At 74.6% G+C, this 12022-nt stretch carries 7 protein-coding genes and 1 pseudogene; 3 read left to right on the top strand and 5 right to left on the bottom strand.

Annotated features, from left to right (window positions below; genetic code table 11):
- The 3 genes and pseudogenes from GXW76_RS22840 to GXW76_RS26215 form a co-directional block, all read right to left on the bottom strand.
- Positions 1 to 602, bottom strand: a pseudogene (locus GXW76_RS22840) (O-antigen ligase domain-containing protein); the annotation flags it as partial.
- 331 nt (positions 603 to 933) lie between these two features.
- Positions 934 to 1953, bottom strand: coding sequence for a hypothetical protein (locus GXW76_RS22835; RefSeq protein WP_211864448.1), 1020 nt, complete (start codon positions 1951 to 1953; stop codon positions 934 to 936).
- Positions 1953 to 3962, bottom strand: coding sequence for a heparinase II/III domain-containing protein (locus GXW76_RS26215; RefSeq protein WP_211864447.1), 2010 nt, complete (start codon positions 3960 to 3962; stop codon positions 1953 to 1955). Before GXW76_RS26215 ends, GXW76_RS22835 begins: the two co-directional genes overlap by 1 nt.
- Before the next feature lie 108 nt (positions 3963 to 4070).
- Here GXW76_RS26215 and GXW76_RS22825 point away from each other — a divergent pair, with 108 nt between their 5' ends.
- The 3 genes from GXW76_RS22825 (at position 4071) to GXW76_RS22815 (ending at position 10470) form a co-directional block, all read left to right on the top strand.
- Positions 4071 to 6788, top strand: coding sequence for an SLBB domain-containing protein (locus GXW76_RS22825; protein ID WP_246514632.1), 2718 nt, complete (start codon positions 4071 to 4073; stop codon positions 6786 to 6788).
- A gap of 309 nt (positions 6789 to 7097) precedes the next feature.
- The gene (locus GXW76_RS22820; RefSeq protein WP_338151023.1) at positions 7098 to 9140 is read left to right on the top strand and encodes a YjbH domain-containing protein; all 2043 of its coding nucleotides are present in this window, start codon (positions 7098 to 7100) and stop codon (positions 9138 to 9140) included.
- Between the two features lie 274 nt (positions 9141 to 9414).
- Positions 9415 to 10470, top strand: a complete 1056-nt coding sequence (locus GXW76_RS22815) for a glycosyltransferase family 4 protein (protein WP_211864445.1) — start codon at positions 9415 to 9417, stop codon at positions 10468 to 10470.
- On the opposite strand, the gene GXW76_RS22810 is transcribed toward GXW76_RS22815, so the two are convergent.
- Positions 10454 to 11146, bottom strand: coding sequence for a YjbF family lipoprotein (locus GXW76_RS22810; protein ID WP_211864444.1), 693 nt, complete (start codon positions 11144 to 11146; stop codon positions 10454 to 10456). The two genes, GXW76_RS22815 and GXW76_RS22810, sit on opposite strands and share 17 nt — an antisense overlap.
- 167 nt (positions 11147 to 11313) lie before the next feature.
- The coding region (locus GXW76_RS22805) for a hypothetical protein (protein ID WP_211864443.1) at positions 11314 to 12022 on the bottom strand (709 nt) is incomplete at its 5' end.

Below are 12022 nucleotides of genomic sequence, written 5' to 3'. Positions count from 1 at the left end.
AGCGCCACCAGCGCAAGCCAGGCCAGCCGCGCGGGGACCCGCGGCGCCTCGACCGCCCGCACCGCCGCCAGCGCGGCGGCCGAGGCGATGGCGAGCCCCGCGATCTGGTACTGCACGCGAACCAGATCCGGGTTCGCCCCCGGCATACCGCCGAGCACGACGCGATCGGTCGCGATCCCCCAGGCGATGGCCGCCGCGACGAAGGCGCCGATCGCCAGCGCCGCGCCCGCGCAGGCGCGCAAGGCCCGCCCGTCGCCCGCCACCGCCAGCCCGGCGAGCAGCATCGCCGGCCCCAGCAGCACCGCATCGGCCAGTTTCGCCGGCAGGATGGTGGCGGAGGGACTCCACACCCCCGCCAGGACCATCCACAGCCATAGCGCCCCACAGCCCGCGAGGGGCAGCGCCAGACGCGCATCCGCGGTCCAGCCCCGCGCCGCCGCCAGCAGCGGCAGCAGGCCGAGCAGCCCCAGCGCCGCCGCCGCGGTCAGGTCGAAGGGCAGCGCCGCGAGTGGCGGCGCGGATTTCAGCGCACCCGCGAAGTGCAGCACGGCGGCGAGTACCCCCACCGTCGCGCCGAGGCCGGGCAGGCCTGCACGGGTCATGGAGCGGCACAGGCGGCCTGGCCGCCCACCACCAGGCTTGGCGTGGCGCCGCGCGGCCGGGTCATCGCAGCCGTGACGATCGCCGGGCCAGGCGCGGGCATTCTCGCCCTGTGCCTGCCCCTGTGACTCGCCACGGAGACCCGGGCGCCGGTCCACCCGGATCGCCGGCGCCCCAGCGCCCGCGGGCGTGTCCACGGCGGGCGTAGGGCTGGCGTCGCGAGAGGCGCACCCCCCAGCCCCCGCGGGCATGTCCGCGCACGCCGGACGCCATGCGACGGTGGACAAGCCGCCGGGCCTGGCGGGCCGAGGGCGCCGGATGCATGAAGGCCGCTCAACATTCCCCAATCCCCGACGGCGGCGGCACCGGCGGCGGACGCATGGGCAGGGCGTCGGGCACTCGTTCCCCATGGCGGGTGCGCGCGGGCGGCATACCGGCGCTCATCGCCCCTTCGCCCCGATCGTCCGCACGGCGCGAAGGCATCGGCGGCACCCGCGCGGCAGTCGAAGCCGCCACCATCGCCGCCGGATCGTGCCGCAGCAACGCCAGCGCCGCCCCCGCCAGCAGCACCGCGAGCGGCACCACGACACCGAGCAGCCCAATCAGCAGCGGCCGGTTGGGCAGGGAGGGCCGCGCCTCGACCATCGGCGCCGAGACCAGCCGCGCCGCCACCGCCTCGTCCGCCGCCACCACCAGCCCGGCGCGCTGCTGTTGCGCCAGAAGTTCATAGAGGCTGTTGCGCAGGAACAGGTCGCTCTCCCGCGCCAGGCGGCGTTCCAGCGCGGCGACGCGGCGCGCCGCCTGCTCGGCGAGGTCGGCGCGCACCTTGGCCTCGGCGAAGCCGTGCAGGCGGCGCAGCATGTCGAGTGCCAGCGCGGGATCGGCATGCGCCAGTTCCAGCGTCCAGGTCACCGAGGCGAGCGACTGCGTCACCGCGAGGTTGCGCGCCAGCCAGTCGAGCACGTCGTCGGCATCCGCCGGCCGGTCGGCGCCGAGCATCGCGCGCAGCGCACGGCCCAGGCCCGACGCGCGGCGTTCGGTGAGCGCGGCGGCGATCGCCGTCTCCCGGGCCAGCAAGGCCGCCGCCTCCGGCGAGCGCAGCACGCCGAGATAGACGGCGAAATTCCCCGTCGGCCGCGTATCCAGCAGCCCACCCGGCGCAAAAGGCGAGGGCGAGAGCAGCGAGGAGACGGCGAAGGACGTCGTCTCCGCCGGCGCCACCACCGCCTGCGCGACATGTGCGCGCGGCGCCAGCAGCACCAGCGCCGCCCCGCCGGCCCAGAGGGCCAGCACGGCAGCGGCCAGGCGCCATCGCCAGCCCCTGATCACGCGGAGAAGGAGCGCCAGCGGCATCAGGCGAGATCCACGACAGTGGTGAGGCGGGACACCGGCGCCGCCACCGCGACCTCCAGCACCGGCACCGGCGCCACCACGCCATAGGCGGGGCTCTCCCAGCCGGAGATCAGGCGGATGCGGCAGGGCGCATCGGCAGCCACCGCGATGCGCCCGAGCGGCCCTTCCGCGCCGTCGCGCTCCGGCCGCCAGTCACCGGGCGCAAGGCGCCAGCGCAGCACCGCGCGGGCAAAGGGGCCGCCGAGACGGTCCTCCACCGTCAGCCGTGCCGGTTCCAGCCGAAAGCGCCGTTCATGCGAACGCCCACGCCAGTCGCGCAGCGCCGCACCATCGGCCAGCGCGCGGCAACGCGGCCAGCGGGCGAAGAGGAAGCGGGACAGGCGCGGCATCTGCGCCTCCCCGTCGAATTCCACCGTGTTGTGGCCGGCGGAGGAGGCCAGCGCCTCCATCCACCAGGCGCTGCCGGGCGGCGGGTTGTAGGCGCCGGTGCCGCCGTCCCGCAGCAACGCCGTGTCGCCGTGCCAGAGATCGAGATGCAGCAGGTCCGCCTGCGCCGGCCGGAAGCGCAGAGGCGCGCCGGTGCGCAGCAGCACGCGCAGGGCGCCACGGGAATCGCCCATCCACCCCTCGCTGCGCCAGGCGCCGACGCGCGGTAACGTCGTGTCCGGGCAGGGCAGGCCGAGCGCGGCGCAGCCGGGATCGTCGCGCATGCCGGCGCTGGCCGCGTTGAAGATCCGCGCCGCGCGTTCGGCGCTGCCCCGCGCGTCCAGTGGCCCGCACAGCGAGAGATCCGCCAGCGCCGAATCATCGACCGCCCCGCAGCGCGGCAGCGCGCCGCCCGGCGCCGCCACCCGATGCAGCCAGAGCGTCGCGGCGCGGGCGCGCTCCGCGAACGGTGCGACAAATTCCGGCGCGCCATGGCGGCGGCGGAACCATTCGGCCAGCGCCAAGGTGTCGAGCAGCAGCCGGTGATAGCCCGGCGAGGCCTGGGCGAAGGCGCCATCCGCCGCCACCAGCCGGGCCACCGCGCGCGCGAGATCCCGCGCGCCCTCGCCCGCCAGCGCCGCATCGCCGAGCACCAGGCCAAGCACGAAGAGCCCGGCGGCCTCGCTGACCGCGTGGTTGTTGTCCTGCGCGGCGGCATAGGCGCGCGTCGCGGCGATGCGCCGCGCATGGGCCGCGAGCACCGCGCGCATCGCGCGTGACGGCGCGCGGTCGGCGTCGATCAGGGCCAGCGCCAGGCAGAGATGCAGCGCCCGCAGCGCAGCCTCCTGCCCGCAGGCCCAGGCCGGGCCACGGAAGGGCGGGTTGGCCGCGCGCCAGTCGGCAAGGACCGCCTCCGCCCGCGCGAGGTGCCCGCCGGCCGGGTCCTGCCGCGCCGCCAGCGCCAGCAGCGGCAGGGCGAGCAGGCGGTTGCGCTCCCAGACCGGACGAATGTCCCCCGGCGCGAAGAGGTCGAGGTCGAGCGCATGGGCCTGCGAATCGAAGGCGCCGTGCCAGCCGCCGGCGATCGCTGCCTCGGCGGCCGCCGCCCGGGCGCGCGCTGCCGGAGGGGCGCGATCGGGCGCGCGCGGGTCCGGCCGTGGTTCGCCCATCGCCGGATCGGCCGGCTGGACGGTCGCAGCACCTCCCGCCTCCCCGCCAGGGCCGGTGACGACGACATCGAAGTGCTGGGCGGCGCGAGTCGCCATGCTCCCTGCCCCCCGGCCAGGGCCGGTCGGCCCTGCGGCAGTCCGGTTCATGGGTTCCGCGCGCCACGCATCGGCAACCGCGTCGGGACCATCGGTCGCGAAGGCTTCCGGCAGCGCCGGCCCCTCCGGCCATGGCGCCCCGTCCAGTGCACGCCGCGCCAGCCCCGCGCGCAGCCGCAGCCGATGCCAGGCGAACAGCCCACAGGCGCGCGGACCGAGCCGCCAGGCGGCGTCGGCCGCGAGCCAGAGCCTGGCGGGCGGGCGGCCCGCGACGGGCGGCTCGGCCGGGTTTCCGGCCAGGGTGGCGCTGCGGACCACGAAAGCCCTCCGCGAAAGCGAGCGCGGAGAATAGGCAGAATCGCCAATAGGTTGTAAACGGCAGATTAATTTGTCGCTTCACGTTCCATGAAGGCTCCCGCCCCGCCGATGTCCGGCCCGTCGCGCCGCCAAAATCCGCTGCTGCCCCTGCTGGTCGGGATCGGCCTGTCGTTGGCTGGGTTCGGGGCCATGGCGCAGACCGGCATGGGTGCCTCGCCGCTGCTCGCGCCGCCCACCCTGCCGCCGGTATTGCCCAATGGCGCGCCGCTGCCCTCGCTGCCGCCGGGGGTGGCGCAGGATGCGCTGCAAAGGCTGCTCGATGCCGGCGCCACGCGCGGGCCTCCGGCCGGGTTGCCACGCGGCGCACCCATCCCGGCCTTCACCGCCCAGCCCCTGCCCGCCCCGGCCCCACCCCTGGCGCCGGAGGATCCGCTCTCCGCCGCCGAATCCTTCTTCGCCGCGCGGCTGGAAGGCCCGCCGTTGCGGCAGTTCGGCTACGAGACCTTCCGCGGCGGCCCCGCCCCCACGCCAGGCTTCGGCGCGCTGCCGGAGGATTATGTCCTCGGCCCGGACGACGAACTGATCGTCGCCTTCCGCGGCCGCGCCCGGCAGACGCTGACGCTGCGCATCGGCCGCGACGGCAGCCTGCTGCTGCCGGACCTGGCGCCGATCCCGGCCGCCGGGCGCAGCCTCAAGGACCTGCGGGCACATCTCGAAGGGCTGGCGACGCGGGACCTCGGCGGGTCGGAAGTCTTCGTCTCGATCGGCCAGGTCCGGCAGATGAACGTCTTCGTCGCGGGCGAGGTGCTGCGGCCTGGCTTCCAGGGGCTGAACGCGCTGTCCACAGTGCTCGATGCGCTCTCGGCCGCCGGGGGGGTGCGCAAGACCGGCTCGCTGCGCGCCATCCGCATCGAGGGCCCGCGCGGGCGCCGGGTGGTGGACCTCTACGCCGTCATCGCCGATGCGCCGGGCGATGCGGACCTCTCGCTGCGCGAGGGCGAGCGCATCATCGTCCCGCCGGTCGGCGGCGCCGTCGCCGTGGCGGGCGACGTGGCGCGCCCCGGCATCTACGAACTGCCCGCCCGCGCCGCCGGCGCGCCGCTGGGCGAGATGCTGACGCTCGCCGGCGGCACCATGCGCCCCGGCGGCAACCGGCTGCTGGTGCAGCAGAACGACGCGGCCGGGCGGCGATCCTTCGCGGAACTCGCGCCCAACGCCACGGTGCGGCGCGGCGACGCGGTGCTGGTGCAGCCGGGCGCGGATGTCGTCGCCAACACCGTGCGGCTCGCGGGCCATGTCGCCATTCCCGTCACCCGAGCGGCCTCGGGCGGGCGGCAAGGGCAGACGCTGCGCGGGCTGATTTCGGATCGCAGGCTGCTGCGCAACGACCCTTATGTGCGGCTCGGTGTCGTGTGGCGCGGGGATGCGCGCACCGGGCAGCGGTCCTTCGTGCCCTTCGACCTCGGACGTGTGCTGGAAGGGCGCGCCAACCTCGCGCTGCATGAAGGCGACGAGGTGGTGGTCTTCTCCCGCGCCGATATTGCCTGGCTGGCCTCGTCCTCCGTACAGCGCGCGCTGCGCGGGGAGGCGCCGTCGCCCGCCACCGCCGGCGCGACCCAGCCTGCGCCCGTCGCGGATTGCCCGGCGCTGACCGCCCTCGCGCTGGCCTCCCGCGCCTCGCCGCAGCGCTTCGCCCATGCCAAGGGCGCGGGCTTCCCCGAGATCGGCGCGCCGCCCTGCCCGCAGGTGATGCTCGACTACCCCGACCTGCCGGCCTTCCTGCTCGACCAGGCGGTGGTGCTGACGGGCGAGGCACGTTCCCCCGGCCTGTTCCCGATCGTGGACGACACCGGCCTGGACCTGTTGATCGCCGCCGGCGGCGGGCTGTCGGATGCCGCCGACCTGCGCGTGGTGGAATTCGCGCGCGAACCCTCGGACCAGTCCGGCGCCATTCCCCTCGCGCGCACGCGGCTCGACCTGACCAGCCGCAACTTCGGCGCGGTGCGGCTTTCCCCGCGCGACACCATCCGCATCCCGCGCGGCTTCGGGGACCGCGATACTGGGCCGGTGATCCTGGTGGGCGAGTTCCTCCGCCCCGGCACCTACGACATCCGCCGCGGCGAGCGCCTGTCCGAAGTCATCGCCCGCGCCGGCGGCCTGACGCCGCAGGCCTATCCCTATGGCGCCGTCTTCACACGCGACTCGGTGCGCCAGCGCCAGCAGGAAGGTTTCCAGCGCACCGCGCGCGAGTTGGAAACCAGCCTGATCCAGGTCGCCGCCGGCCAGGCCGTGGCGGGCACGCGCGGGGCCTCGGTGGACCTCGGCTCCGCCATCACCGCGGGGCGCGAACTTGCCAATTCCCTGCGCGAGGCCCGCGCCGCCGGGCGCATGATGGTGGAGGCCAACCCCGTCATCCTCGCCGCCCGGCCGGAACTCGACGTGCTGCTCGAACCCGGCGACGTCATCGCCATTCCCAAGCGGCCGAACGAGGTCACGGTCGTCGGTTCGGTCCTCAACCCCGGCTCGCTCCAGTTCCGCTCGGGCTGGCGCGCGAGCGACTACGTCCGCACCTCCGGCGGCCCGCAACGCTTCGCCGACACCTCCCGCGCCTTCATCGTGCTGCCCAACGGACAATCCACCGCCGCCGGCCTCTCCGCCTGGCAACAGGGCGGGCCTCCCGTCCCGCCGGGCAGCCTCGTCGTCGTCCCGCAAGACCCCAGCCCGTACGAAACCTGGGGCTTCGTCCGCGACCTGACCCAGGTGCTCGGCCAGGTCTCGGTCTCCGCCGCCGCGCTGGCCGTGATCGCGCGCGAAGCGAACCGGTAGGCAGGGGAAGCGCCAAGGATGGTTGGCGTGCATCGGGAGGGCTCTGCCCTCCCGAACCCTCCCGCCGGGGGCATACGTGCCCCCGGACCCGCGGTGACGGAATGGCCGGTTTGGGGGAGGGGCTCGACGGCACCACCGACGCGACGGGCACGACATGCCCCTCCCCCAAACCGGCCATCAACTGCCCCCGGGTCTGGGGGGCGGTGGCCCCCCAGCGGGGGGTTCGGGGGGCTGGCCCCCCGACTGCTCGCCACCCTCCTCGCGCTCCTCCCGCTCACGGCCGCCCCCGCGCGCGCCCAGGACGGCGCCGTGGGGGCGACCGGGTCGAACTATGGCGGGGTCGGACTGATCGAGATGCGCAATGCGCGGTTCCGGCCCGATGGAATGGTGGAGGCCGGTGCGTCCCTGCGGCATCAGCGGCGGTTCTGGTTCGTCGGCTTCCAGGCCCTGCCGTGGCTCGAGACGACCTTTCGCGTGAGCGAACGCCTGAACGGCACCACCGGGTCGGGGATGACCTCCGACCGTTCCTTCGACGTGAAGATCCGGCTCTGGGAGGAGAACGACTGGCGGCCGGCGCTGGCGGTCGGCATCCAGGACATTGCGGGGACGGGGATCTATGGCGGGGAATACCTCGTCGCGTCCAAGCGGTTCTGGGATTTCGACGTCACGCTCGGCATGGGCTGGGGGCGGCTCGGCACCTATGCGGACGGCAACAATCCGCTGACGGACATCTGGAGCGGCTTCGGCGATCGTCGGCGCGACGTGGGCCAGGGTGGCACGCTGCGCTGGGGGTCGTATTTCCAGGGCGAGGACATCTCGATCTTCGGCGGCGTGGAATGGACCGTGCCGCCGGTGGACACGCCCTGGGGCGTGTTCGAGGGGCTGCGCGCGAAGGTCGAATTCAGCGGCGACCGGCTGCGCGACGAGCGCGGCGGGTATCCCGCAAATACCGTGAACCTCGGCGGCTACGCGCAGGCGCGGGTGAATGCCGGGCTGCAATGGTCGAACGACTGGCTCGACCTCGGCGTGCATTGGGTGAACGGGACGGATGTGGTGCTGCGCGCCTCGGTGCGGATGGACCCGCACGATCCGCCACGCGCGCCGCTGCCCGCGCCGCCCGCCATGGCGGCACGGCCGGAAGGCGGTTCGGCCGAGGCGCAGGAGGCCGCGCCGCGCATCTTCGCCGCCCTGCGCGAGGCCGGGCTCCGCGGCACCGCCGTCGCCATCGAGGGCGAGGAAGCGCGCATCGCCGTCTCCGGCGGCCGCTACCGCACGCTGGCGCAGGTGGCGGGCCGCGTCGTGCGCGCCGCGCAGCCCTTCCTGCCGCGCCAGGTGGAACGCGTGGTCATTGCCTGGTCGCGCGACGGGCTGGAGATCGCGCGGCTGATGGTCCTGCGCTCCGCGATGGAGGCCGCCGCCCGTGGCCACGGCAGCGCGGAGGAAATCTTCGCCACCGCCACCCTGATGCCGCCCGGCGAGCCCTTCGACAACGCCGCGCGCGCGCCCGGCCCCTTCCTCGACTGGGGGATCGAGCCGCGGGTGCGCCTGGTGCTGGGCGATCCCTCCCGCACGCTGCTCTACCAGGCCGCGCTGGCCGGTGGGGCGCGGGTCGAACTCGGGCATGGCATCTCGCTGGTGGGCAGCGTCGCGCAGGTGGTGGCGCAGAACCTCGACGGCGCGGCACCGTCGGATTCCGTGCTGCCGCATGTGCGGTCCGACTACGCGCGTTACGCCGACGAGGGGCGCAACCTGGCGATCCCGACGCTCTATGCCGAGCGCATATGGTCCCCCGCGCCGGACGTCTTCGCCCGCGCGACGGCGGGCTATCTGGAACCGATGTTCGCGGGCGTCTCGGGCGAGGTGCTGTGGCGTCCGCATGACCGGCCCTTCGCGATCGGCCTCGACGTCAACTACGTGGCGCAGCGCGACTACGACCAGCGCTTCGGCCTGCGCGACTACCGTGTGGCCACCGGGCATCTGTCGCTCTACGCCGACCTGCCGTGGTGGAACCTGACGACGACGCTGCGCGGCGGGCGATACCTGGCCGGCGACTGGGGCGGCACGGTCGAGGTCGCGCGCCGCTTCGATTCCGGCATCGAGGTCGGCGCCTTCGCGACCTTCACCGATGTCTCCTTCTCACGCTTCGGCGAGGGATCCTTCGACAAGGGCATCTTCATCCGCGTGCCGCTCGACCTGTTCGGGGTGCAGACGCGCTCCTCGATCGGCACGGTGATCCGGCCGACGCAGCGCGACGGCGGGCAGCGCCTCGCGGTGGACAACCCGCTATGGGAGGTGACGCGGGACGGGCGGGAGGATGCGCTGCGGCGCGGGGCAGGGTGGTTCACGCGGTGACGGCCGCGTCGGAGAGGGGCTTTGCCCCCCTCCGGACCTCCCCCCACCAAAGGCCAAAGGGCCTTTGGGAACCATGGGATTCAATCGGGGGTGGCGGGGAGGGGCATCGTCGGTGCGCGCAACGCCACAGGCGCGCCATGCCCCTCCCCGCCACCCCCGATCAAGTCGAGGGTTCCAAGGGCCTTAAGCCCTTGGCGGGTGGGGTTCCGGGGAGGGCAGAGCCCTCCCCGCCGCTGGACGCCGCCCTGCGCCTGCGCCATAGCCCCCGCCGCCCATGCTCCTCGAAGCCGTCCTGAGGCATCTCGCCTTCGCCGCCGTGCTGGCGCTGCTCTCCGCGGCGGCGGTGCGGCTGATGATCGCCCACCCGATCCTCGACCATCCCAATGCCCGGTCGTCCCATTCGCGGCCGACGCCGCGCGGTGGTGGCGTGGGGGTGGTGCTCGCCTTCGTGGCGGGGATGGCGGTGCTGTATGTCGGCGCGGGCTATGCGCGCCTGCCGCCGCCGCAATTCGTCGGCGTGATCGGCGCGGCGGTCGCGATCGCCGCCGTCTCGCTGTGGGACGACGTGCGGGACCTGCGCTTCGCGGTGAAGCTCGCGGCGCAGGCGGCGGCGGCGCTGGTGGCGATCGCGAGCGGCCTGGTTCTCGACCGCGTGGCGCTGCCCTGGCTGGGCGAGGTGCCGCTCGGCTGGGTGGGCGTGCCGCTGACGCTGTTCTGGATCGTCGGCTGCACCAATGCGCTGAACTTCATGGACGGGCTGGACGGGCTGGTGGGCGGCTCGGTGTTCCTCGCCGCCGTGATCCTGTGTGTCGTGGCGGGGGACCAGGGCGGGTGGTTCGTCTATGCGGCCTCGCTGCTGCTGGCGGCGGGGCTGGCGGGGTTCCTGCCCTTCAACCTCCATCCGGCGCGCATCTTCATGGGCGATGTCGGCAGCCAGTTCCTCGGCTTCGTCATGGCGGTGCTGGCGGTGGCGGCGGCGCGGTTCGACGCGGCGCAGGTCTCCTTCCTGATCGTGCCGCTGCTGCTCTTCGGGCTGCTCTTCGACGCCGCCTTCACCCTGGTGCGGCGCGCGCTGGCGGGTGAGCGGGTGGCCGCGGCGCACCGCACGCACCTGTACCAGATGGCGCAACGCTCCGGCCTCGGCGTGCGCGTGGTGGCGAGCGTGCATTGGGGCTTCGTGCTGTTCCACGGCGCGCTTGTCTGGCTGTTCACGCAATTGCCGCCGGGGTCCAAGGCGCTGGTCGTGCTGCCGGCCCTGGCGGTGCAATGCGCGTGGATGGCCTATGTCGCGCGGCGGGTGCGGCGCGCGGGGCTCACCTGGGCAGCGTGATGACCTCGGCCGGCGCGGCGGGGGCGGCGAGCACCTCCACCACCAGCGGCGGCAACCCCTCCCCCACCCATTGTTCCGAGCGGAACACGGCGTAGGACCGCGCATCGGCCCAGAAGCGGTTGGTGAAGCGGGCGGCGCCGCGGCAGGATTCCTCGACCAGCAGCGTGTCCTCGGCCTCGGGCGGCGCGGCGCGCAGGCGGCAATCGAGGCGCAGCCCGAATTCCATCCGCGACGGATCGGTGGAGGACCGCATCACGTCCACGACCCGCGTCCCGCGCCATTCGCCCTCGCCCAGTTCCGGCAGGCGGGCCAGCGGGTCCGCGCCCTCGAAGCGCGTCGCGGCGAGCACGCGGCGCAGCCCGGCGGTGGCGACCACCCGGGCGCCCTCGGTCGCCACGACCACGCCGCCGGGGGTGCGCCAGAGCCGGCGCTCCCCTTCCTCCTGCACCAGCGTGGCCACGGCCCGCCGGCTGCCGAGGGACAGCGCCAGCGCCGGCTCGCTCGGCGACGGGTCGGCGGCGGGCGCGTCCCATTCGCCCTCCCGCTCGGCCGGGGTCGCTTCGAACAGGGAGGCCGGCAGCGGGATCGGCCAGACCACCGCGCGCAGCACATCGGCGCCGGTCGTCTCGCCGCAGGCGGCGAGCAGCAGCAGGAAGAGGGTCGGGATGCCTCGCACGCAACGAGAATATCGCGGCAATTTATAAACCAAAAGGCGAATTCAGCCGACGCGGGCCCCTCATGCCACGTGCACCAACGGCTGGCCTGGCGGCCGTGCCAGGCTGCGTGGATGCGCGGCGTCCGGAATTGGCGGCGCACGAAGGTGAAACCTTCATGCGCCCGCCGTCAGTTCGCCACCCGCTCCAGCAGGGCCCGCAGCAGTTCGATGCCCTCGCCCAGCGCCTCCAGTGCGACCGGCCGCCCCGCGGCGGCCCCGGCCGCGGAGGGGAAGGTCATCCGGTCCTGCGCCAGTTCCGCAGCCGAGAGCCGCCCATCCCCGTCGAAGTCCAGGCTTTCCACCATCACCCGCGCGGCCGCGAGGGCGGCGATCCCGCCCAGCCCGGCGGCGGCCGCAAGCCCTTCCGGCTCCGCGCCATCCTGCGCCGCGATGGCCCAGGCGGCACCGCGCAGCAGCCGCGCCACCTCCGCCACGCCGAGCATCCGGTCGCCGGAGACGTCGCCTTCCTGCATCACCACGGCGACGCAGGCCGCCGGCAGGCCGCCCTGGCAGGTGGCCTCGATGCGCTCAAGAGCCCCGAGGAAGGCGAGCCCTTCCCCATGCAGCAGCGCCACCGCCGGGGCGGGCGCCAGGCAACGGTGCCAGCGCATCGGCGGCGTCGCATCCGGCAGGCGGTCGTCGCGCGTCTTCGCATCGGGCTCGATGGTTTCGAGTGCATCGCCCTCGGCCCGCAGCAGGACGCGCGGCGCCTCGGCACCGGCGCCCGTCGCGAAGGTCCAGCCGCGCTGCTCGCGCATCTCCCGGAAGCGGACCAGGCGCGCCGGGCCCTCGGCCGGCAGCCGCGCCAGGCTGCGCGCGGTGACGTGCAGCAGCGCG

This window comes from Neoroseomonas soli, assembly GCF_018129065.1.
Lineage (GTDB): Bacteria > Pseudomonadota > Alphaproteobacteria > Acetobacterales > Acetobacteraceae > Neoroseomonas > Neoroseomonas soli.
The sequence above is the reverse complement of the archived record's forward strand: the minus strand, read 5'-3'. Positions and strand labels throughout refer to the sequence as shown.

Excerpts from the sequence above, each read along its gene's own strand:
- GXW76_RS22815 (WP_211864445.1), top strand. The coding sequence starts at position 9,415 with ATGCTCCTCGAAGCCGTCCTGAGGCATCTCGCCTTCGCCGCCGTGCTG.
- GXW76_RS22825 (WP_246514632.1), top strand. The coding sequence starts at position 4,071 with ATGTCCGGCCCGTCGCGCCGCCAAAATCCGCTGCTGCCCCTGCTGGTC.
- GXW76_RS22835 (WP_211864448.1), bottom strand. The coding sequence starts at position 1,953 with ATGCCGCTGGCGCTCCTTCTCCGCGTGATCAGGGGCTGGCGATGGCGC.